We start from the raw sequence: 22980 nt of genomic DNA on the forward strand, positions 1-22980 counted from the left end.
CTCGCCGATTGCGATAAGCTCCCGGTGCCGAGACGGATGGGCGTCCGCCCCGGTTTGGGGTGACGCTGGTTGCTTGCCACTGCGCGGCAGAGCGCGGATTTCGCGAGACTGGTTTCGGGGGATGGGGGAAATAATGAGCGATTCATTTCAGGAAGTGACGTCCGTCTCGTGGTTCGGGCGGATCAAACGCGCGCTCGCCGGGGTCGTCTTCGGGCTGCTCCTGATCGTGCTGATGGTGATCGGCCTGTTCTGGAACGAGGGCCGGGCCGTGCAGACGGCGCGCTCGCTGGCCGAGGGATCGGGCGCGGTGGTCTCGGTCGGCGCCGACAGCGTCGATGCCGCCAATGACGGCAAGCTCGTCCATGTCACCGGGGCGGTGACGGCGAGCAGCGGCCTTGCCGATCCGGACTTCGGTATTTCGGCGCAGGGGTTGCGGCTGTCGCGCGGCGCCGAGATGTACCAGTGGAAAGAAGAGGAGAAATCCGAGACGACGAAGAAGCTGGGCGGCGGCGAGGAGACGGTGACGACCTACAGCTATTCGAAGGTGTGGGACGACAGCCAGATCAATTCGTCGGAGTTCAAGAAGCCGGACGGCCACGAGAATCCGCCGATGGAGATCCACAGCAAGCAATTCCAGATTCCGGACGGCAAGCTCGGTGCTTTCACGCTCGACCGGCCCGTGCTGGACCTGATCGGCGGCGACAAGATGTTCTCACTGTCTGCCGATCAGTCGGCCGCCATAGACGCCGCCTATACCGGCACCAAGCGGGTCAACATCGTCGACGGAAAAATCTATCTCGGTTTCAACACCACGTCGCCGGCGCTGGGCGACTACCGCATCGGCTACGAACTGGCGCCGCTCGGCGTGGTCAGCGTCGTCGCGCGCCAGACGGGGGGCGGCTTCGAGCCATACCAGACAATCGCCGGCGACCAGTTGCTGATGGTCGACACCGGCAATGTTCCGGCGGAAAAGATGTTCGCCGAAGCGGTCAGCGCGAACACGCTGATCACCTGGCTGCTGCGCGCCGCCGGCGTGCTGCTCCTGGCCATCGGCTTTGCCCTGCTGCTCGGGCCGATCGGCGTCATCCTCGACGTCATTCCTTTGCTCGGCAGCATGGCGCGGATGGGTACCGGCATCATCGCGTTCTTCCTGGCGATCCTGGTCGGGGCGACGACGATGGCCATCGCCTGGTTCTGGTACCGGCCGGTGCTGGCGGCGGGCATCCTGGCAGCGGGCGTCATCGCAGCGGCGGCGGTCTATTACCTCGGCCGCTCGCGCAGGCCGGCTCCGCCGGTTGCGGCGCCGAGCGCGGCCACATGATTTGCAGGCGCCGGCGGTTCTAGCGGTTCATCGTTTCACGGAAACGACGAACCGCCCTGTTTCCTGGAATTGCTTCTAGCGGTCTTCGAAGCCGGTCAGCACGCCGACGGCGTTGATGCCGATCTCCTCGACGGCGTAGCCGCCTTCCATGACGAACAGCGTCGGCAGGCCGAGCCTGGCGATGCGGCGGCCGATCCGGGGATAGTCGGGGGTCTTCAGCTTGAACTGGCTGATCGGGTCCTTCTCGAAAGTGTCGACGCCGAGTGAAACCACGACGACGTCAGGAGCATAAGCCGAAAGCCTCGTGCAAGCGTCCTCGAGTGAGGCGTTCCACACGTCCCAGCCGGTGCCGAAGGGCATCGGGTAATTGTCGTTGAAGCCTTCGCCGTCGCCCTCGCCGCGTTCGTCGGCATGGCCGAGGAAAAAGGGATATTCGGTCATCGGATCGCCATGCAGGTTCAGCACCTGAACGTCACCGCGGCGATAGAATATCTCCTGGGTGCCGTTGCCGTGGTGATAATCGATGTCGAGGATCGAAACGCGCCCGGCGCCATGGTCGCGGAACCATTGCGCGGCGACGGCGGCGTTGTTGATGAAGCAATAGCCGCCCATGAAGGCCGCCCCTGCATGGTGCCCTGGCGGGCGGCAGAGGGCGAAGGCGGAAGGCTCACCGGCCTTGACCAGCGCCGCGGCGGTCAGCGCGACGTCATAGGACGACTTGATCGCATCCCATGTGCCTTTGACGAACGTCGCGCCACCGTCGAAGGAGTAGAAGCCGAGCAGCGCATCGATGCCTTTCGGGCGCACGTCGCCGCGAAGGCCGCGCGTCGGCCAGGTGAAGGGAATGGCCGAACCGCTGCGGCCCGACGCTTCCCAGAGCGGCCACACGGTCGGCAGGAAATCGATGTAGTCGCTGGCATGCACCTTCCTGGCGGCGGCAAGGTCGTGGCTTTCCGGCGGCAGGATCGGACCGAGCTTCTCGCTCTCCACCCGCGCCCTGATGAACTCGGCGCGCGAAGGCGTTTCAAAAGCCGGCACGATGGCGCCGGCGATCAATTCGACATTGCCGGAATGGCCGGCATGGAAAGGCGAAAAAACAGTCTTCATGAAATTGTTCCGTGGTGAGACGCGGCGACCCTAACCGTCCTGCACTGCCTTTCACAAGGCGCTGGGCCAACCAGCCATGGCTTGCTGGCCCGGCAGCCGGTCGTCTAGCCTGCCGGCAGCGCAACCGAACTGCGGGTAATCATGAGTTCAAATGCCGACCTGATCGTCACCAATGCCCGTGTGCTGACCATGGACGAAGGCAATCCGACGGCCGAGGCGGTGGCGATAAAGGACGGCAACATCATGGCGGTTGGCGATCGCCGGACGATCGAGGCGCTGAAAGGGCCGGCCACGAAGATCATCGATGCGCAAGGCGGTTCGGTGGTGCCGGGCTTCATCGAAGCGCACATGCATCTTTTCGGCGGCGCGGCCGAACTCGACAATCTGCATCTTCAGGGCGTGCATGGCTTCGATGCGCTGAGCGACGCGATCCGCGCCTACGCTGCGGCACGGCCGAACGCCAAATTGCTGCTTGGGGCCGGCGTCGACTACACCATCCTTTCCAAGGAAGAGCCGGTCACCCGCCATCATCTCGACCGCATCATCGCCGACCGGCCGTTCGCCATGTCTGCTTCCGATCACCACACGATGTGGGCCAACACCAAGGCGCTGGAACTGGCAGGCATCCTGCACGGCAAGCAACTCGGCCCCGGCAACGAGATCGTCATGGGCGCCGACGGCCTTGCGGCGGGCGAATTGCGCGAGGGCGAGGCGTTCGGGCCGATCCTCGAGCTTTCCGGGCAGAATCGCGTTCGGCTCGGCCTCGCGACAGGCGGTGAGCCCGACCCATACCCTTCCGCCGCTGAAATCGCGGCCGACCGCGACCTGATGCATCGCGGGCTGGAATGGTGCGCCCGCCACGGCATCACCTCAATCCAGAACATGGACGGCAATCTCTACCAGCTCGAACTGCTTGCCGGGTTGGAGCAGGAAGGCCGGCTGCTCTGCCGCACCAAGATACCGTTCCACTTCAAAAATTTCATGTCGCTCGACAGGCTGGAAAAGGCATCGAGCATGGCCAGCTCCTACCAATCGGAATGGCTGTCGTCCGGCATGGTCAAGGTGTTTTATGACGGCGTGCTGGAAGGCTGGACCGCGGTCATGGTCGACGACTATGCCGACCGGCCGGGCTGGCGCGGTGAGCCGCTGTTTACGCCGGAGCATCTCGCCGAGGTGGCGGTGGAGGCCGACCGGCGCGGGCTGCAGGTCGCCGTGCATTCGATCGGCGACGGCGCGGTGCGCGCGGTTCTGGACGGTTACGAGGCGGCGCAGCGGAAGAACGGCAAACGCGACAGCCGGCACCGGGTCGAGCACATCGAGGTCACCACTGCCGCCGACGTGCCGCGCTTCGCCGAACTCGGCGTCGTCGCCTCGATGCAGCCGCCGCACCCGCCCGGCGCCATGGACTTCCCGCTGGAGCCGACGCTCTCGCGCATCGGCCGCGAAAGATGGCCGCTCAGCTATGCCTGGCGGACGCTGAAGCAGGCGGGTGCGCATGTCGTCTTCGCTTCCGACTGGCCGGTGTCGCGGATCGAGCCGATCCTGGGCATTCAGGCGGCGATGCTGCGCAAACCTTGGGCAGACGGCGTTCCCGACCAGAGCTTCTCGCTGTTGGAAGCGCTTGCGGGCTATACAGTCGAAGGCGCTTATGCCGAATTCATGGAGCACCGCAAGGGCCGGCTGAAAACCGGCTATCTGGCCGATCTGGTGGTGCTGTCGGCCGATATCGAGACAACTGAACCGGGTTTGTTACACAAGGTGCATCCGGTGACTACCATCTGCGGCGGCAAGATCAGTCATCAGGTTGATGATGGGGCTGACGATGGCACGGAGCTTGCGTTCTGAACCGAGATTCAGATGCATGGTTGCCAAGCCGACCGGCATATGCTGACAATCGAATGGGAACTAGATCCGCCAACAAGAGCGGACATGAAAATGGGGAAGTGCGTGCCGGATCAGCCGGGTAAGAGTGCAATCGAAGTCCGCGGCGTCCGCAAGGTGTTCGGTACCGGGGACGCACAAGTCGCCGCTCTCGACACGGTTTCGGTGTCGATCCGCGAGAACGAGTTCTTCACGCTGCTGGGGCCGTCGGGCTGCGGAAAGACGACGCTGCTGCGGCTGATCGCCGGCTTCGACTTCCCCAGCGAAGGCGAAATCCTGCTGCACGGCCACGACATCGCGCCGCTGCCGCCGTTCAAGCGGCCGGTCAACACCGTCTTCCAGTCCTATGCGCTGTTCCCGCACATGACGGTCGCCGAGAATATCGGCTTCGGGCTGGAGATGCTGGGCAAGCCGAAAGCCGAAATCAAGGCGCGCGTTGCCGAGATGCTGAAGCTGGTCAAAATGGAGGCGCTGAGTGCCCGCCGCACCAGCCAGATCTCCGGCGGCCAGCAGCAGCGCGTGGCACTGGCCCGCGCGCTGGCGCCGCAGCCAAAAGTGCTGTTGCTCGACGAGCCGTTGTCGGCGCTCGACTACAAGCTGCGCAAGGAGATGCAGATCGAACTGAAACGGCTGCAGCACCAGACCGGCATCACCTTCATCTTCGTCACCCACGACCAGGAGGAAGCGCTGACCATGTCGGACCGCATCGCTGTGATGTCGGCCGGTAAGATCCTGCAGGTCGGCACGCCCTGGGACATCTACGACAAGCCGGCGGAGCGCTTCGTTGCCGACTTCATCGGCGAAACCAATTTCCTGACCGCAGCCATCACCGACATCGGCAACGGCAAGGCTCGCGCGACCCTCAAATCCGGCGCAACGATCGACGCGACCGTGGCTGAAGGCTTCCAGCCGAAGGATAATGCTACCGTGGTGGTCAGGCCGGAACACGCCAAGCTGACCAGCGGCAAGGGCGACCTTTCCGGAACCATCGAAAACATCGTCTATTTCGGTACCGACACGCATATTCATGTCCAACTGGACAGCGGCGAAGCCTTCACCGTGCGCCAGCAGAACACGCGCAGCGCAGGCTGCGGTTTCGAGCGGGGCGACAAGGTCGGCGTCTCGATCGGCAACGACGCCGCGCAAGTGCTGAGGGATTGATGGCGAGCGCGTTTTCCCAAGCTGCATTGTTCGAAGCAGAGGCGGAGAAGGCCAGCGCCAGGCGCCACCGCCTGCTTTCGTTGCCAGCTTTGATAATCATCGGCATTTTCGGCGTGCTGCCGCTTCTCATCATCGTCATCTATTCATTTCTTGCCGCAGCACCCTATGGCGGCGTGCAGTGGCAATTCTCGACCGACGCCTATCTGAACTTCCTGTTCCAGCGCGACATCTTCGACGACACGCTGCAGTTCACGCCGGATTTCCTGATCATCTATCTGCGCTCGTTCGTCTTCGCCGTGGTGACGACGGTCATCTGCCTGCTGCTCGGCTTTCCGACAGCCTATTTCATGGCCACGCGACCGCCGGCGCAGCGCAACTGGTGGGTGCTGCTGATCACCATCCCGTTCTGGTCGAACCTGCTGGTGCGCACTCTTGCCATCATGTTCATCATCCGCGACGAGGGCCTCATCAACAACGCACTGATGGCTCTGGGGGTGATCGAGAAACCGATCACCATGCTCTACACCAACTTCGCCATCCAGCTCGGCCTGTTATACTCGTTCCTGCCGTTCATGGTGCTGCCGCTCTATTCCAGCCTGGAGAAGCTGGATTTCCGGCTGGTCGAGGCCGCCTACGATCTCTATGCGACCCGTCGGCAGGTGCTATGGCGGGTGATCATCCCGCTGTCGCTGCCCGGCATCATCGCCGGCTGCCTGCTTGTGTTCATTCCGGCCCTCGGCGCCTATGTGACGCCGCTGATCCTCGGCGGCGGTATCCACCTGATGATCGGCGATCTCATCGCCCAGCAATTCGGCTCCGGGCGCAACTGGCCGCTCGGCTGCGCGCAGGCGCTGATCCTGATGGCAGCGGTGCTGGTGGCGCTCTACTTCTATGTCCGTAACACGTCGGGGAAGATGAGGCATGGCTGACCCCCGCAGCGCCGATATCAAGGACCAACCGGGCTTCCGCTCGATCGCCATCATCTGCCTCTGCGTGCTCTACGCGCCGATCCTGATCCTGATGATCTTCTCGCTGAACACCGGGTCTCTGGTCACGCGTTGGGAAGGCATCGGGCTCGGTTGGTATGGCAGTGCGCTGCTCAACCAGGAATTCCACAACGCCGCCAAGAACACGCTGATCATCTCTGTCACCGCCACGATCATTTCGACGATCGCCGCGACGCTGGCGGCGATCGGCATGACCCGGGTCAAGCCGTGGCGCGGGCTGTCGGCCGCCTTCATGGTCATCAACCTGCCGCTGATGGTTCCGGAGATCATCACGGCGGTGGCGACGCTCTCGTTCTTTGCGCTGATCGCGGGCACTCTCGGGCTCAATTTCGGCATCGGCAATCTGATCCTCGCCCACACCGTCTTTTGCATTCCTTTCGCCTATATGCCCATCCGGGCGCGTCTCGAGGACATGGATCTGACGCTCGAAGCTGCCGCGGCCGATCTCTATGCCACGCCCTGGCATGCTTTCCGGCGCATAACGCTGCCATTGCTGGTTCCCGGCATCCTGTCGGGTGGGGCGCTCGCCTTCATCGTCTCCTTCGACGATTTCACCATCACGCAGCTGGTCGCCGGCCCCGGGCAGACGACGCTGCCCCTCTACATCTGGAACCAGATCAGGCGGCCGATGACGCCGGAGATCAATGCCATCTCCACCATCCTGCTGCTGGTGTCGATCCTGTTCGTCTCGATATCGTTCCTGATCGCGCGCCGCCGCGCCAAGTGAGTCAATGGGAAGGCAAAGGAGACTGTGATGTCTAGGAAACTGATGGCTGCCGTTTCGACGGCAGCACTTTTATGGGCAGTACCTGCACTCGCCGATGGTGAGCTGCACATCTACAATTGGGGTGATTACACCAACCCCAAGCTGATCGAGAAATTCGAAAAACAATACAACGTCAAGGTGACGCTGGACGACTACGATTCCAACGAGACCATGCTGTCGAAGGTGCGCGCCGGCAATTCCGGCTACGACATCGTCGTCCCATCCGACTACACCGTGAAGATCATGATCGATGAGGGCCTGCTCGAAAAGACCGAGCCCAATGCGATGCCGAACGGCAAGAACCTCGACCCGCGCTTCGTCGACATCTACTGGGACAAAGGCCGTCACTACACCGTGCCGTGGCAGTTCGGCACCACCGCGTTCGAAGTCAACACCGACAAATACAAGGGCGACATCGACACGCTGGCAATCCTGTTCGACCCGCCGGACGAGTTGAAAGGCCAGATCAACATGCTCGACGATGTCAACACCGTGATGCACGCGGCCGAGCGCTATGCCGGTGTGCCGCGTTGCGGCGCCGACAAGGCCAATCTGAAGAAGGTCAACGACATTCTCATGGCCGCCAAGCCGTCATGGAAGACCTTCAGCTACGACACCATCACCAAGATCACCTCGGGCGATGTGATCGTCACGGAGGCGTGGAACGGCGCAACCTATCGTGCGCGCCAGAAAATTCCGGCGATCAAATACGCCTATCCCAAGGAAGGCATCGAAGGCTGGATGGACAATGTGGCCGTGCTGAAAGGCGCGAAGAACCTTGAAAATGCGAAGCTGTTTCAGGATTTCGTCATGGCCCCGGAAAACGCCGCGCTGATTTCGGAATTCGCCGGTTACGACAACGGCATTACCGGGAGCCACAAATTCCTGCCGCCGGACTTCGCCAGCGCGCCGGAAATCAATCCGCCGGCCGGTGCGCCGACTGCGGAATTCGTGCCACCTTGCCCACCGGAAGTGGTCGAGATCTACAACAAGATCTGGACCAATCTGCGCAAATAGGCTCGACGTGGGATCGATCGAAGGGAGGCTTCGGCCTCCCTTCTTTGCGACAAGGGGATTGGATGAAATCTTATCGCAACAGCGAACCGGCGCCGCCGATCATGCAGGGTTCGCCGCCGCGGATGGTGCCGCCGAAGCTCGACTGGGACCGGCCGCCATGGAACCGCTGGGCGTTTCAGCACATCCGCGAATTTCTGCCGACCGTCGAAGTCTGGCGCGGCAATGGCCATCGGCATCGCTTCGAGCGCGCCGAGGTCGATCTCGACGCGCTGCCGGTGAGCGACAGCATGGGGCAGCCGACGACGCTCGCCGGGCTGCTCGACGAGACCTATACCGACGGGTTTCTCGTGCTCAAGGACAGCAAGGTCGCCTATGAGCGCTACTTCAACGGCATGACCGAGCGCACGCTGCATTTGTCGCAGTCAATGGCGAAGTCGGTCACGGGCTCGGTGTTCGGCATATTGGTCGGGCACGGGGTGATCGATCCGGACTTGCCGGTGACGGCCTATCTGCCGGAGCTGGAAGCGACCGGCTTGGCAGGCGCCAGCGTGCAGCATGTGCTCGACATGACGAGCGGGGTGCGCTTTTCCGAGGAATACACCGACCCCTATTCCGACATCGGCCAGGTCGATGTCGCCACCGGCTGGAAGCCGGTGCCGCCGGGCAGCGATCCGGCCTTCCGCTGGCCATCGCATATGTTCGAACTGATCCTGGGGCTCAAGGAAAAGAGCCGGCCGCACGGCGCTGCCTTCGAATACCGCTCGATCGAGACCGACGTGCTTGCCTTCATCATGGAGCGGGTGAGCGGCAAAAGGCTGGCGCAGCTGATTTCGGAAGAGCTCTGGCAAAAGCTCGGCGCCGATGAAAGCGCCTGCTTCACCGTCGACGGCGCCGGCTACGCCGTCGCCGACGGCGGCTTCAATGCCACGCTGCGCGACTATGGCCGCTTCGGCCAGCTGATCCTCGATGATGGCGGCGGCGTCGTGCCGGCCGACTGGATCGAGGCGACGCGCCATGGCAGGCATGGACCGGATTTCAGTCCCAGCCTGCCGGAAGGCAGCTACCGCAACCAGTTCTGGATCGAGGACCCGCGCTCGCGGGCGCTGATGTGCCGGGGCGTGTTCGGGCAGCTGATCCATATCGACTGGGATACGAAAATGGTCGTGGTGAAGCTTTCGAGCTATCCGGATTTCACCAACATCGGCTATTCGGTGGCGACGCTGAAGGCAGTGCATGCCATTGCCGCCGCGCTTGGCTGAACCTCAAAGAAAATCCGCAAGGACCACCATGGCCGGCAAGACCGCGTTCGAGACCAGGTATGGCTTTGCCCGCAAGGAGGTGCTGCTCGGCAATTGGCGGGAAAGCCCGTTCAGCCGGTGGTCGTTCCAGAATGTCGGCGAGCTGGTGCCGAGCGCTGCCGTGGCGGCACAGCCGGGCAGCAGCGAGGCGCCGGCGCAGGATTTCGGCGGGCTACTTGGCGAAAAGGTCGCTCTTGCAGGCGGCGCGGAGACTGTCGCAGCTTTTCTCAGGCGCTCCGATACCGACGCGCTGACGATCATGAAACGCGGCAAATTCGTCGGCGACTGGTTCGCGCCGCATATGGAGTTTGGGGCGCGCCACATCGTCTTTTCGATCAGCAAGTCGCTGACCGCCATTGTTGCCGCCATATTGGAAGGCGAGGGGATTTTCGATCCGCAGGCACCGGTAAGCCTCTATCTGCCCGAAGCTGCCGGCTCGGCCTATGGCGATGCGCGTGTGCGGCACGTGCTCGACATGAGTGTCAGCCTCGATTTCGAAGAGGCCTATCTCGATCCGGAAAGTGCCTTCGCCCGCTATCGCCGCGCCATGCTGTGGAATCCGGGCGGGGGCACCGAGAGCCTGGCCACTTTCCTCATGACGCTGCGGGGTCTGGCCGAGCCGCATGGCCGGACGTTCCGCTACCGTTCGCCCAATTCCGACCTGCTTGGCATCCTGCTGGAACGTGCGTCTGGCCGGCGCTTCGCCGATCTGATGCACGAAAAATTATGGGCGCCGCTCGGCGCCGTCGGCGATGCCTCGGTGACAGTCGACACGGAAGGAACGGCGCGCACCGCCGGCGGCATTTCGGTGACACCGCGCGACCTCGCGCGCGTCGGCGAGATGATGCGGCAAGGCGGCACGGCCAATGGCCGCCGTGTCGTGCCGGAAGCCTGGGTGCGCGACACGGCCGAAACTGGCGGTGACGCCGAGGCCTGGCGGCGCGGCACGATGGCGTTCCTGTTTCCGCGTGGCCGCTACCGCAACAAATGGTACCAGACGGGCGCGGCAAGCGGCGCCTTCTGCGGTATCGGCATCCACGGCCAGTGGCTTTACGTCAATCCGAAGGCCGAAATTGTGATCGCAAAGATGTCGTCGCAGCCGGTGCCGGTCGACGATCCGCTCGATCTGGATATGATTTCCTTCTTCGAGGCGCTGAGCCGGATGGTCTGATCCGTCCAGACAGCCCGACCTTTCCTGTGGACCTCTCGCCGGGTTGAAAATGGCGCAGTTGGCGCGGCAGTGCTCTGCGCCTATGGTCGCTCCTCGTTTCGACTAGCGACAGGTACGACATGGCAGCCGACATCAAGCGCATCGCAACTATCATAGCCGCCGAGATCGCCGCCCGGCCCGAGCAGGCCGCGGCAGCGATCGGCTTGCTCGACGACGGCGCGACCGTGCCGTTCGTGGCGCGCTACCGCAAGGAGGTCACCGGCGGCCTCGACGACACGCAGCTGCGCGACCTCGCCGAGCGGCTGGCCTACCTGCGCGAACTCGACGCGCGCCGCGACACCATCCTTGGTTCGATCCGCGAGCAGGGCAAGCTGACCGACGAGCTCGAGGCAAAGATCGCTGCGGCCGCTACCAAGGCCGAACTCGAAGACATCTACCTGCCTTACAAGCCGAAGCGCCGCACCAAGGCCGAGATCGCACGCGAGCGCGGGCTGGGCCCGCTGGCGGAAGCCATTCTCGCCGACCGTACGGTCGTACCCGCCGAGCTGGCGCTGGCCTACATCAGCGAAGACGTCGTCGATACCAAGGCGGCGCTCGAGGGTGCGCGCGACATCCTGTCCGAACAGTTCGCCGAGAATGCCGACCTGGTTGGCAAGTTGCGGACCTATATGAAGGAACGCGCCTTCCTGCGCTCGCGCGTCGTTGACGGCAAGCAGGAGGCCGGCGCGAAATTCTCCGACTATTTCGACCATGCCGAGCGCTGGGCCAACGTGCCGAGCCATCGCGCGCTGGCCATGTTGCGCGGCCGCAACGAGGAGGTTCTGTCGCTCGACATCGAAGTCGATGCCGATGACGCCTCTCCGGTGAAGCCGGTTGAGCGGATGATCGCCGACGCCTACGCCATCGGCCGCCAGTTGCCGGGAGACCGCTGGCTGATGGAGGTCGCCGGCTGGACCTGGCGCATAAAGCTGTCGCTGCACCTGACGCTCGATCTGATGCGCGATCTGCGCGAGCGGGCCGAAGAAGAAGCCATCCATGTCTTCGCCCGCAATCTCAAGGATTTGCTGCTTGCCGCGCCTGCCGGCTCGCGGCCGACGATGGGGCTCGATCCGGGCATTCGCACCGGCGTCAAGGTGGCGGTGGTGGACGGCACCGGCAAGCTGCTGGCGACGACAACGGTCTATCCGTTCCCGCCGAAGAACGATGTCCGCGGCACGCAGGCCGAACTGGCCAAGCTCATCCGGCTGCACAAGGTCGAGCTGATCTCGATCGGCAACGGCACCGGCAGCCGCGAGACCGAAAGGCTGGTGGCCGACATGCTGGCTGACATGCCTGCCGGGTCCGGGCCGAAGCCGCTCAAGGTGATCGTCAGCGAGGCCGGCGCCTCTGTCTATTCCGCCTCGGCAACGGCGGCGGCGGAATTTCCCGGCCTCGACGTGTCGCTGCGCGGGGCGGTGTCGATCGCACGGCGCCTGCAGGATCCGCTCGCCGAACTGGTCAAGATCGAGCCCAAGTCGATCGGCGTCGGCCAGTACCAGCACGACGTCGATCAGTACCGCCTCGGCCGCTCGCTGGAAGCGGTGGTCGAGGATGCGGTCAACGCCGTCGGCGTCGATCTCAACACGGCGTCAGCGCCGCTTCTGGCGCGGGTTTCGGGTCTCGGCGCATCGCTGGCCGAGGCGATCGTTGCGCATCGCGATGCCTCCGGCCCGTTCGCCAGCCGCCGCGAACTGTTGAAGGTCTCCCGCCTTGGACCCCGCGCGTTCGAGCAATGCGCCGGCTTCCTGCGCATTTCAAACGGCAGCGAGCCGCTCGATGCGTCAGCGGTGCATCCGGAAGCCTATGGCGTGGCCAAGAAGATCGTCGCGGCCTGCGGGCGCGACGTCCGCTCGCTGATGGGCGACAGCGCCGCACTCAAGGCGCTCGATCCGCGCGTCTTCGTCGATGAGCGCTTCGGCCTGCCGACGGTGCGCGATATCCTGGCGGAGCTGGAAAAGCCCGGCCGCGATCCGCGCCCCGGCTTCAAGACCGCGACCTTCGCCGACGGCATCGACGACATCAAGGACCTGAAGCCCGGCATGCAGCTTGAAGGCACTGTCACCAATGTCGCCGCCTTCGGCGCCTTCGTCGATATCGGCGTGCACCAGGACGGACTGGTGCACGTCTCGCAACTGGCCGACCGTTTCGTGAAGGACGCGCATGAGGTGGTCAAGGCCGGCGACGTGGTCAAGGTGCGTGTCGTCGACGTCGATATCAAGCGCAAGCGCATCGGTCTGTCGATGCGCAAGGATGGCGACGGTGGCGCACCGAAGCCGCGCGACAATGGCAGCAGGCCGGTGCCGCGCGCGCCCGCGCCCCAACGCCAGCCGGAGCGGCCGGTGCAGCAGGGCGCGTTCGGCGCCGCTTTGGCCGATGCGTTGAAGCGGAAGTAATTTCGCGAGCCGGGCTGCGCCGCCAGGTCAGACGGCGGCGCTCGACATTGATGATCCATCACCAATGCTCATGGATCGGCGAAGCTATTTCGTTTGATTTTTTCAGGACGGGAGCCGATAAGCCGCGCGTTTCAAGATTTCTGTTTCGATGCATGTCGTTATCTCCAAGCTGCCGAACACCCTCGGGTCAGGCCCGCGGGCAAGCTTTGGGCGACATGCATGAGTTTGGGAGACCGAGAGCCATGGCCGCCGACAAGAACGCATTCGTCTGGGATGATCCTTTCCTGATCGAGGACCAGCTTTCGGAGGACGAGCGCATGGTGCGCGATGGCGCCGCGGCGTTTGCCGCCGACAAGCTCGCTCCGAAGATCGAGGAAGCCTATCTCGAGGAGAAGACCGACGCCGGGATCTTTCGCGAAATGGGCGAGGCCGGTCTGCTCGGCATCACCATCCCGGAAGAATATGGCGGGCTCGGCGCCAACTACATCACCTACGGGCTAGTCGCGCGGGAAGTGGAGCGGATCGACTCGGGCTATCGCTCGATGATGAGCGTGCAGTCGTCGCTGGTAATGTATCCGATCCATGCCTATGGCTCGGAAGAACAGCGCAAGAAATACCTGCCGAAGCTGGCGTCGGGCGAATGGATCGGCTGCTTTGGCCTGACCGAACCTGACGCCGGTTCCGACCCGGGCGGCATGACGACGCGGGCCGAGAAGACCGCGAGCGGCTACAGGATCTCCGGCTCGAAGATGTGGATTTCCAACGCGCCGATCGCCGACGTGTTCGTCGTCTGGGCAAAGTCGGCCGCGCATGGCAACGAGATTCGCGGCTTTGTCCTGGAAAAGGGCATGAACGGGCTGTCGGCGCCGAAGATCGGCGGCAAGCTGTCGCTGCGAGCCTCGATCACCGGCGAAGTGGTGATGGAAGGCGTCGAGGTAGGCGACGACGCGCTGCTGCCCAATGTCTCGGGTCTCAAAGGGCCGTTTGGCTGCCTCAACCGGGCACGCTACGGAATTTCCTGGGGCGCCATGGGCGCGGCTGAGGATTGCTGGCACCGCGCCCGCCAGTATGGCCTCGATCGTAAGCAGTTCGGCAAGCCGCTGGCCGGCACGCAGCTTTTCCAGAAGAAGCTCGCCGACATGCAGACCGAGATCGCGCTCGGCCTGCAGGGCAGCCTGCGCGTCGGGCGGCTGATGGACGAAGGCAAGATGGCGCCGGAGATGATCTCGCTCGTCAAGCGCAACAATTGCGGCAAGGCGCTCGACATCGCCCGCCAGGCCCGCGACATGCATGGCGGCAACGGCATCCAGATCGGTTATCACGTCATGCGCCACGCCCAGAACCTGGAAACCGTCAACACCTATGAGGGCACGCATGATGTGCATGCGCTGATCCTCGGACGGGCGCAGACTGGGTTGCAGGCGTTCTTTTAGCATTGGCAGGTGTCCTCCGCTGCCAGGGCGCCACTGCCTGGCATCTCCCCTCGCAAGGCGGGAGATCGGCAATTTTCGCCAACGGCGCCACATTTTGTTCTTGCTTTGTGCCGGCAGCTATGCTACTAATTTCGCTATGGTGCTAATTCGCACCGACGACCCGCTCACCGAGGCGGGTTTTTCTTTTCAGCTCTTTTCGACCAAGCATCGCGCGTGCTGCTGACATCAATGTCGGCGGGAAGCGCCCGGTGCTGACCCGCCGGCCTTCGGCTCTGCACCGTTGCAACGTCTTGCCGCCACGCCACGGAATTCCAGGCTCGGCGCTCCGTTTCGTGAAGCTGTGAAAGCTGCTTAATTCAGGTGCAGCGCAACATCTCTGCTTGGAGAATGGTCAGCATTCGTGTCAGGGTTCAGCGAACTCCTTTTGAAACGCCGACTTCAGGGGCACCATGGCAATTCTGGCAGCCGTCTATCACCTGACCCACTACAAATACGACCGGCCGGTCGTCTTGGGCCCGCAAGTCATAAGGTTGCAGCCTGCGCCGCATTCCCGCACCAAAGTGCTCAGCCATTCGCTGAAGGTCGGGCCGGCAAACCACTTCGTCAATTTGCAGCAGGACCCCTACGGCAATTTCCTGGCCCGCTTCGTCTTCCCTGAACCGGTGATGGAACTGAAGATCGAGGTCGATCTCGTTGCCGACATGACGGTCTACAATCCGTTCGATTTCTTCGTCGAACCGTCGGCCGAGACGTTTCCGTTCGAATACCCCGAAGAGATCCGGGACGATCTGACCATCTACCGAACGCCGGAACCGGCGGGGCCGCTGTTGGAGGCATTCCTGAAAACCCTCGCGCGCCACCCGACCAACACCGTCAATTTTGTCGTCGACCTCAATGCGCGGCTGCAGCGCGAGATCGCCTACATCGTGCGCATGGAAACCGGCGTCTTCTCGCCCGAGGAAACGCTGGCCGCCGGCAAGGGGTCGTGCCGGGATTCGAGCTGGCTCCTGGTGCAGATACTGAGGAACCTCGGCATCGCCGCGCGCTTCGTCTCGGGCTATCTGATCCAGCTGAAGCCCGACCTCGTTGCGCTTGACGGGCCGCCCGGCACGGCGACCGATTTCACCGATCTTCATGCCTGGTGCGAGGTGTATCTGCCGGGCGCCGGCTGGATCGGCTTCGACCCGACTTCCGGCCTGCTCACCGGCGAAAGCCATGTGCCGCTCGCGGCAACGCCGCATTTCCGCAATGCCGCGCCGATCTCCGGCATGGCGAGCTTCGCCAATGTCGAGTTCGGCTTCGACATGCGGGTAGACCGCATCGCCGAGCATCCGCGCATTACCAAGCCGTTCTCCGACGAGAGCTGGCAGACGCTGGACGCGCTGGGGGTCCAGGTCGATGCTGCGCTCCAGGCCGGCGATGTGCGGCTGACCATGGGCGGCGAGCCGACCTTCGTCTCGATCGACGATTTCGAGGCTGCAGAGTGGAACACCGCCGCCGTCGGGCCGACCAAACGCGAAAAGGCCGACGCGCTGATCCGCCGGCTGCGCGAACGCTTCGCGCCGGGCGGCTTCCTGCATTACGGGCAAGGCAAATGGTACCCCGGCGAAAGCCTGCCGCGCTGGACCTTCTCGCTCTACTGGCGCACCGACGGCGAGCCGGTGTGGAGCGACCCGTCGCTGATCGCGCATGAAAAGAGCGAGGCGGATGTCGGACCGAAGCAGGCCGAAGGCCTGCTGACGGCGATCGCCGACGAACTCGGCATCGACAAGACGATGGTCAGCGAAGCCTATGAGGATCCGGCCGAGTGGCTGCTCAAGGAAGGCAAGCTGCCTGACAACGTCGATCCTTCCAATTCGAAGCTGGAGGATCCGGAGGAGCGCAGCCGCATGGCGCGGGTGTTCGAACGCGGGCTGACCAAGCCGTCGGGCTATGTGCTGCCCGTCCAGCGCTGGAACAGCCAGGCTTCCGGACCGCGCTGGCGCTCGGAGAAATGGAAGACGCGGCGCGGCAGGCTGTTCCTGGTGCCCGGCGATTCGCCGGTCGGCTACCGCCTGCCGCTCGGCACGCTGCCCTATGTGCCGCCGGCGCAGTTCCCCTACATAGTCCCGGTCGATCCATCGCTGCCGCGCGGACCACTGCCGGCGCGTGAGGCGATCTTGCCCGGTTCTGCTTCGTCGCCCGCTGCGGCCGAACTGGAGGGCGCCGACGAGATGGCGCGACGCCAGCAGGCGGTCTCCTTTACGGCCGTTACTGGCCAGCAGGACCGCGTTGAACAGGAGATTACCGAGATCGGCGGCGCCGTGCGCACGGCCCTTTCGGTCGAGCCGCGCGACGGACGGCTTTGTGTGTTCATGCCGCCGGTCGAGGCGCTGGAGGACTATCTCGAACTGGTGGCGGCGGCGGAGAAGGCGGCAAGGGCGATCGGCCTGCCGGTGCACATCGAGGGCTACGGCCCGCCGCACGATCCGCGCCTCAATGTCATCCGTGTCGCACCCGATCCCGGCGTCATCGAGGTCAATATCCACCCCGCCGCGAATTGGCAGGATTGCGTGGCGACGACCACGGCGATCTACGAAGAGGCGCGGCAGACGCGGCTTGGCGCCGACAAGTTCATGATCGACGGCCGCCACACCGGCACCGGCGGCGGCAACCACGTCGTCGTCGGCGGCGCCACGCCCAATGACAGTCCGTTCCTGCGCCGCCCCGACCTGTTGAAGAGCCTGGTGCTGCAATGGCAGCGACATCCGTCGCTGTCCTACCTTTTCTCCGGCCTGTTCATCGGCCCGACCAGCCAGGCGCCGCGCTTCGACGAGGCACGCCACGATTCGCTCTACGAACTCGAAATCGCGATGGCGCAGGTGCCACATCCGGACAAGGGCGCGGCACCCCTGCCGTGGCTGGTCGACCGGCTGTTCCGCAACCTTCTGACCGACGTGACGGGCAATACGCATCGCTCGGAAATCTGCATCGACAAATTGTTTTCGCCGGACGGGCCGACCGGCCGGCTCGGGCTGGTCGAATTCCGCGGCTTCGAGATGCCGCCCAACGCGCGCATGAGCCTGGCGCAGCAATTGCTGGTGCGCGCCATCATCGCCCGGGCCTGGAAGAACCCGCTCGACGGCCGCTTCGTGCGCTGGGGCACCTCGCTGCACGACCGTTTCATGCTGCCGCATTATGTCTGGGGGGATTTTCTCGACGTGCTGGACGACCTCAAGCTGAACGGCTTTGCGTTCCGTCCGGAATGGTTCGACGCCCAGCTCGAATTCCGCTTCCCGTTCTGCGGCGAGGTCCAGCATGCCGGCGTCAAGCTGGAGCTCAGGCAGGCGCTCGAGCCGTGGCACGTGATGGGCGAGCAAGGCGCGATCGGCGGCACCGTACGCTTTGTCGATTCCTCCGTCGAAAGGCTGCAGGTGAAGACCGATGGGCTCAACCCGGAGCGTCACGCCGTCGTCTGCAACGGCCGCGTAGTGCCGATGAAGGTGACCGACAACCGCGAGATCGCAGTGGCCGGCGTGCGCTTCAAGGCCTGGCAGCCGGCGTCGGGCCTGCATCCGGCGCTACCGGTCAACACCCCGCTGGTCTTCGACATCTATGACCGCTGGTCGGGCCGCGCGGTCGGCGGCTGCGTCTACCATGTGGCACATCCCGGCGGGCGCAGCTACGACACCTTCCCGGTCAACGGCAACGAAGCGGAGGCGCGGCGGCTCGCCCGCTTCGAACCACGTGGCCATACGCCGTCCAGCTATGTGCTGCGCAACGAAGAAGCCTCTGAAGATTTCCCGATGACCCTTGACCTTCGGCGGCCGCAAAGACTCTGATCAGCCATGGCGAAGGGGAATCACAAAAGGCTGCGCAGCAAGCCGCAAACCCACAGTCTGCTGGAGCACTATCAGCCGATCGAAGGCGTCGTCGACGAGATGGTCGATGCGTCGGGCAATCCGCGGCCGGCGTGGCGGCACTTCATCGAGGCGCTGGAGGACCTGGGTCCGGAAAAGCTTGCCCAGCGCTTCGCCCGCGCCGACCAGTACCTGCGCGATGCCGGCGTCTATTACCGCGTCTACGACAAGGCCGGCGCCAACGAGCGGGAATGGCCGCTGGCGCATGTGCCGCTGCTGATCGAGGAGCAGGAATGGGCTGGTATCAGCGCCGGCCTGGTCCAGCGCGCCGATCTGTTCGAGGAGACCATCGCCGACATTTACGGTCCGAACCGGCTGGTCGAGAAAGGCATTCTACCGGCCGGATTGATCGCGGCCAGCCCCGAATATTTGCGGCCGGTCGTCGGCACCAGGCCGGCCAGCAGCCATTTCCTGCATTTCTGCGCCTTCGAGCTCGGTCGTGGCCCGGACGGCCGCTGGTGGGTGCTTGGCGACCGCACACAGGCGCCGTCGGGCGCCGGCTTCGCGCTGGAGAACCGCGTCGCCACTACGAGGGCGCTGTCCGACATCTACGGCGAGATGCATGTGCACCGCCTGGCCGGCTTCTTCCGTCGCTTCCGCGACGCGCTGATCGGCATGGCCAAGCAAGCCGGCGGCCGTGTCGCCATCCTGACGCCGGGACCGCTGAACGAAACCTATTACGAACATGCCTATATCGCCCGCTATCTCGGCATCATGCTGCTCGAGGGCGAGGACCTGACCGTCTCGGGCGGCAGGCTGATGGTGCGCACGGTTTCGGGGCTGATGCCGGTGAGCGTCTTGTGGCGGCGGCTCGACGCCGCCTTCGCCGATCCGCTTGAATTGCGGCCGGACTCGCAGATCGGCACGCCGGGGCTGGTCGAAGCGGTCCGGCAAGGGGCGGTTTCGGCCGTCAATGCACTGGGTTCCGGCCTGATGGAGACGCGCGCGCTGCTCGCCTTCCTGCCGAAGATTTCGCGCGCCCTGCGCAATGAGGAACTGCTGCTGCCGACGGTCGCGACATGGTGGTGCGGGCAGGAGACGGAGCGTGAGCATGTGCTCGCCAATATCGATAGCATGGTGATCGGCCCGGCGCTGTCGACGCGGCTTGCCTTCGAGGACGACGGCTCGACCAAGCTCGGGTCAGCGCTGTCGGTCGAGGAACGGGCCGAACTCGTCGCCAGGATCGAACGGGACGGCGGCGACTTCGTCGGCCAGGAAGCGGTGACGCTGTCGACCACGCCTGTCTATGTCGGCGGCTGGCTGGAGCCGCGGCCGGCAAGCCTGCGCGTCTATCTGGCGCGGACGCCGGAAGGCTGGACGGTGATGCCGGGCGGCTTTGCCCGTGTCGGCTTCTCGCTCGACCCGACCGCCATCGCCATGCAGCGCGGCGGCCAGGCGGCGGATGTCTGGGTGGTCAGCGACAGGCCGGTCGAGCGCGAGACGCTGCTGCCGCAGGAGCACGACAGCTTCACCCGAACCTTGCCCGGCAGCCTGCCCAGCCGCGCGGCTGAGAACCTGACATGGCTCGGCCGCTATATCGAGCGGTCGGAAGACACGGTGCGCATCCTGCGCGCCTACCATGTGCGGCTGGCCGAGACATCCGATCCCGAGATGCCGCTGCTCGCCGATATCAGCGACTATCTCGCGCCGTTCGGCATCGACGTCGAGACGGCAATCCCATTGGGGCTCATCGGCACGCTGGACAGCGCCGTTTACAGCGCCGGGCAGATCCGCGACCGCTTCTCGCCCGATGGCTGGCTGGCATTGAAGGATCTGTCGAAGACCATCCATCAATTTGCCGCGACAGTGGCGCCGGGCGACGACGCGACAAGGGCAATGACGGTCATCCTGCGCAAGCTGGCCGGGTTTTCCGGCCTGCTGCACGAGAACATGTACCGCTTTGCCGGCTGGCGTTTCCTGGAAATCGGCCGCAGGCTCGAACGCGGCATCCAGATCGCCCGCACGCTCGCCCGGCTGACCAGAGCCCAGGCGCCGGAAGGCGCGCTCGACATGATGCTGGAGATCGGCGACAGCGTCATGACGCACCGTCGGCAATATCCGGTGCAGGCGGGGCGGCGCACCGTGGTCGACCTTCTGGCGCTCGATCCGCTCAACCCGCGCTCAATCCTTTTCCAGCTCGAACGGCTGAAAGCCGAAATCGCGCTGCTGCCCGCTGTCGGCGCTGAAGGCCATATGTCGCCGGCGGCCAAGGAAATCCTGCAGCTCAACACGTCGATCGCCATCAAGGAGCCCTCGGACATGACGGCCAAGGCCCTCGGCGATCTCGCCAATGAAATCGGCGGGCTCTACAACAGCCTCGCCAAAGCCTATTTCGGGTAGAGACAGCATGCTCTACGACATCAGGCTTCACCTGCGTTACGACTATGATGCGGCGGCCGGCGGCGGCCGCCATCAGGTGCGCGTGCTGCCGCCGACCATCCCTGGCGTGCAGCGCGTCATCGCCGCTTCACTGTCTTTTGTGCCGGCGCCCAGCGAACGTTCCGACTTTTCCGACTTTTTCGGCAACAGTGTCACCTCGATCGCCTTTCGTGACGCGCATGATGCGCTCGACATCAGGATGAGCGCGCGTGTTTCAGTGTCGCGGCCCGAACCCGGGCTCGACGTATCGCCGGACATACGCCGGCTGAGGGAAGAACTCGGCGCAGTGCACTCGCTGGCGCCGGCTTCGCCGCATCACTTTCTGGCCGCCAGCGATCATGCCGGCATCGACGCGGCAATCACTGCCTATGCGAAAGGCAGCGCCGGCAGTTCGACGGTCGGCACGGCCACGGCTCTGTGCAACCGCATTCACCGCGATTTCACCTATGACGGCGAGGCGACCACGGTGCAGACGCGGGCCAGCGACGCCTTCGGCTTGAAGCGCGGCGTCTGCCAGGATTTTTCCCACATCATGATCGCCGGCCTGCGCGGCCTCGGCATTCCTGCAGGCTATGTCAGCGGGTTTTTGCGCACCATCCCGCCACGTGGGAAGCCGCGGCTCGAAGGCGCCGACGCCATGCATGCCTGGGTCAAGGTTTGGTGCGGGCGCGATGCCGGCTGGCAGGAATTCGATCCGACCAACGGCATGCGGGCAAGCAACGACCATATCACGGTCGGCTATGGCCGCGACTACTCGGACGTGGCGCCGATCGTCGGCGTGCTGAAAACCACTGGCGGGCAGGTTGGCGAGCAGGCAGTCGACGTCATACCGGTCGTGCTCGAAAAGGCGTGACGGCACCTCCTCGTTGCACGGCGTCGTCGTCAATCTGTCCTGGCAATCAAAAGGCGGTGGAACCCGCAGCCGGCAAGCGGCTTATCTACGGAAATTCCGTGGAGAGGACATGCTGGACAAATCCGGGTCGTCGTCTGGCCGATCGGCTGTGAGGAAAGCTGCACCAAAAAACGGGGTGCCGCAGAACGGAGCGCTGGAGAACGGCGCGCAAGCCTCGGCCGTTCGGGCCTCGCTCAACTATGTCACCGACACTGAACCCGGTATTCGCCGGCTGCGTTCGGGCAAGGGGTTCTCGTACAAAGGACCCGACGGGCGGATTGTCGACGGGGAGGCGCTGGCACGCATCAAGGCGCTCGCCATTCCACCGGCCTGGACGGATGTGTGGATCTCGCCGGATGCCGACGGTCACATCCAGGCGACCGGTCGGGACCAGCGCGGCCGCAAACAATACCGCTATCACCCGCACTGGGCGGAGGAGCGTGACGGCGTCAAATATTCGAGCCTGATCGCCTTCGCCGAAAGCCTGCCCGAACTGCGGCGGCAGATCGACGTCGATTTGCGCCGTCACGGCCTGCCGCTGGAACGCGTCGTTGCGGCTATCGTCTGGCTGCTCGACAACACGATGATCCGTGTCGGCAATGCCGCCTATGCCCGCTACAACAAGAGTTTTGGGCTGACCACGCTGCGTGACCGCCATGTCGACATCAAGGGCTCGAGCCTGCGTTTTGCCTTCATCGGTAAATCCGGTAAGGAATGGAGATTGAAGCTTGTCGATCGCCGGATTGCCAAGGTCGTGCGTGGAGCGCAGGACCTGCCGGGCCAAAAACTGTTCCAGTATCTCGACGAGGACGGAAACAGGCATCCGGTGCGCTCAGACGACGTCAACCGCTATATCAGGGAGAACGCCGGAGCGGAGTTCAGCTCCAAGCACTTCAGAACCTGGGGTGGCACCATCCATGCGGCGTCGCTGTTTGCGCAAACCGAACGTCCGGAAAGCCAGGCGCAGCAAAAGAGGGTGATGAACAGTGTCATCGACAAGGTTGCCGATCGGCTTGGCAACACACGCGCGGTTTGTCGCCAATGCTACATCCATCCGGAAGTGTTCCGCGCCTGGTCCGAAGGACGGCTGCTGGACGAAATGGCGGATGCCAACAAAGGCAAGCGCTCGATCGCCGGGCTCGACGACGAGGAGGCCTTGGTCTTGAGATGGCTGAAGGCGAGGGAATGACACCGGACGGAGCGTATTTTTTTGTCG

Annotated in this window: 15 protein-coding genes; 14 read left to right on the top strand and 1 reads right to left on the bottom strand. The window is 64.2% G+C overall.

The genetic code is table 11. From position 1 onward, the window contains the following. Window positions 1–133: 133 nt before the first annotated feature. A complete protein-coding gene (locus tag NKI16_RS06885) occupies window positions 134–1321 on the top strand; it encodes a TMEM43 family protein (protein WP_352620429.1) in 1188 nt (395 codons plus the stop codon). 75 nt (window positions 1322–1396) lie between these two features. On the opposite strand, the gene NKI16_RS06890 is transcribed toward NKI16_RS06885, so the two are convergent. Further along, complete coding sequence (locus NKI16_RS06890) at window positions 1397–2428, bottom strand: histone deacetylase family protein (RefSeq protein WP_352586595.1); 1032 nt, start codon at window positions 2426–2428, stop codon at window positions 1397–1399. A gap of 141 nt (window positions 2429–2569) precedes the next feature. On the opposite strand from NKI16_RS06890, the gene NKI16_RS06895 reads away from it, so the two are divergent. The 13 genes from NKI16_RS06895 to NKI16_RS06955 all read left to right on the top strand — a co-directional run bounded on the left by NKI16_RS06895 (window position 2570) and on the right by NKI16_RS06955 (window position 22953). After that, window positions 2570–4273, top strand: coding sequence for an amidohydrolase (locus NKI16_RS06895; protein WP_352620430.1), 1704 nt, complete (start codon window positions 2570–2572; stop codon window positions 4271–4273). A gap of 102 nt (window positions 4274–4375) precedes the next feature. Then, complete coding sequence (locus NKI16_RS06900) at window positions 4376–5470, top strand: ABC transporter ATP-binding protein (RefSeq protein WP_352568311.1); 1095 nt, start codon at window positions 4376–4378, stop codon at window positions 5468–5470. Continuing rightward, window positions 5470–6399: an ABC transporter permease gene (locus NKI16_RS06905; RefSeq protein ID WP_023675452.1), complete on the top strand. Its 930-nt coding sequence runs from the start codon at window positions 5470–5472 to the stop codon at window positions 6397–6399. The genes NKI16_RS06900 and NKI16_RS06905 overlap by 1 nt, the downstream gene beginning before the upstream one ends. Beyond that, complete coding sequence (locus NKI16_RS06910; RefSeq protein ID WP_023675453.1) at window positions 6392–7204, top strand: ABC transporter permease; 813 nt, start codon at window positions 6392–6394, stop codon at window positions 7202–7204. Before NKI16_RS06905 ends, NKI16_RS06910 begins: the two co-directional genes overlap by 8 nt. 27 nt (window positions 7205–7231) lie before the next feature. After that, the gene (locus NKI16_RS06915; RefSeq protein WP_352568095.1) at window positions 7232–8260 is read left to right on the top strand and encodes an extracellular solute-binding protein; all 1029 of its coding nucleotides are present in this window, start codon (window positions 7232–7234) and stop codon (window positions 8258–8260) included. Between the two features lie 62 nt (window positions 8261–8322). After that, window positions 8323–9519 carry a serine hydrolase domain-containing protein gene (locus NKI16_RS06920; protein WP_352620432.1) on the top strand — a complete coding sequence of 399 codons (1197 nt, stop codon included), beginning with the start codon at window positions 8323–8325 and terminating at the stop codon, window positions 9517–9519. A 28-nt stretch (window positions 9520–9547) separates the two neighbouring features. Then, complete coding sequence (locus tag NKI16_RS06925) at window positions 9548–10729, top strand: serine hydrolase domain-containing protein (protein ID WP_352783475.1); 1182 nt, start codon at window positions 9548–9550, stop codon at window positions 10727–10729. Window positions 10730–10848: 119 nt separating this feature from the next. Beyond that, complete coding sequence (locus NKI16_RS06930) at window positions 10849–13161, top strand: Tex family protein (RefSeq protein ID WP_352922356.1); 2313 nt, start codon at window positions 10849–10851, stop codon at window positions 13159–13161. Between the two features lie 242 nt (window positions 13162–13403). Beyond that, window positions 13404–14594 carry an acyl-CoA dehydrogenase gene (locus NKI16_RS06935; protein WP_352620437.1) on the top strand — a complete coding sequence of 397 codons (1191 nt, stop codon included), beginning with the start codon at window positions 13404–13406 and terminating at the stop codon, window positions 14592–14594. A 449-nt stretch (window positions 14595–15043) separates the two neighbouring features. Further along, a complete protein-coding gene (locus NKI16_RS06940; protein WP_352620439.1) occupies window positions 15044–18415 on the top strand; it encodes a transglutaminase family protein in 3372 nt (1123 codons plus the stop codon). A 6-nt stretch (window positions 18416–18421) separates the two neighbouring features. After that, a complete protein-coding gene (locus NKI16_RS06945; RefSeq protein ID WP_352620441.1) occupies window positions 18422–20833 on the top strand; it encodes a circularly permuted type 2 ATP-grasp protein in 2412 nt (803 codons plus the stop codon). Between the two features lie 7 nt (window positions 20834–20840). Next, window positions 20841–21725, top strand: coding sequence for a transglutaminase family protein (locus NKI16_RS06950; RefSeq protein WP_023675460.1), 885 nt, complete (start codon window positions 20841–20843; stop codon window positions 21723–21725). A gap of 109 nt (window positions 21726–21834) precedes the next feature. After that, window positions 21835–22953, top strand: coding sequence for a DNA topoisomerase IB (locus tag NKI16_RS06955; RefSeq protein WP_352620443.1), 1119 nt, complete (start codon window positions 21835–21837; stop codon window positions 22951–22953). Window positions 22954–22980: the final 27 nt, after the last annotated feature.

The sequence above is a fragment of the Mesorhizobium sp. M0698 genome (assembly GCF_040320455.1).
In the GTDB taxonomy this organism is placed as follows: Bacteria; Pseudomonadota; Alphaproteobacteria; order Rhizobiales; family Rhizobiaceae; genus Mesorhizobium.

Coding starts and splice junctions, on each gene's coding strand:
- NKI16_RS06885 (WP_352620429.1), top strand. CDS start 134: ATGAGCGATTCATTTCAGGAAGTGACGTCCGTCTCGTGGTTCGGGCGG.
- NKI16_RS06890 (WP_352586595.1), bottom strand. CDS start 2,428: ATGAAGACTGTTTTTTCGCCTTTCCATGCCGGCCATTCCGGCAATGTC.
- NKI16_RS06895 (WP_352620430.1), top strand. CDS start 2,570: ATGAGTTCAAATGCCGACCTGATCGTCACCAATGCCCGTGTGCTGACC.
- NKI16_RS06905 (WP_023675452.1), top strand. CDS start 5,470: ATGGCGAGCGCGTTTTCCCAAGCTGCATTGTTCGAAGCAGAGGCGGAG.
- NKI16_RS06910 (WP_023675453.1), top strand. CDS start 6,392: ATGGCTGACCCCCGCAGCGCCGATATCAAGGACCAACCGGGCTTCCGC.
- NKI16_RS06915 (WP_352568095.1), top strand. CDS start 7,232: ATGTCTAGGAAACTGATGGCTGCCGTTTCGACGGCAGCACTTTTATGG.
- NKI16_RS06920 (WP_352620432.1), top strand. CDS start 8,323: ATGAAATCTTATCGCAACAGCGAACCGGCGCCGCCGATCATGCAGGGT.
- NKI16_RS06925 (WP_352783475.1), top strand. CDS start 9,548: ATGGCCGGCAAGACCGCGTTCGAGACCAGGTATGGCTTTGCCCGCAAG.
- NKI16_RS06930 (WP_352922356.1), top strand. CDS start 10,849: ATGGCAGCCGACATCAAGCGCATCGCAACTATCATAGCCGCCGAGATC.
- NKI16_RS06935 (WP_352620437.1), top strand. CDS start 13,404: ATGGCCGCCGACAAGAACGCATTCGTCTGGGATGATCCTTTCCTGATC.
- NKI16_RS06940 (WP_352620439.1), top strand. CDS start 15,044: ATGGCAATTCTGGCAGCCGTCTATCACCTGACCCACTACAAATACGAC.
- NKI16_RS06945 (WP_352620441.1), top strand. CDS start 18,422: ATGGCGAAGGGGAATCACAAAAGGCTGCGCAGCAAGCCGCAAACCCAC.
- NKI16_RS06950 (WP_023675460.1), top strand. CDS start 20,841: ATGCTCTACGACATCAGGCTTCACCTGCGTTACGACTATGATGCGGCG.
- NKI16_RS06955 (WP_352620443.1), top strand. CDS start 21,835: ATGCTGGACAAATCCGGGTCGTCGTCTGGCCGATCGGCTGTGAGGAAA.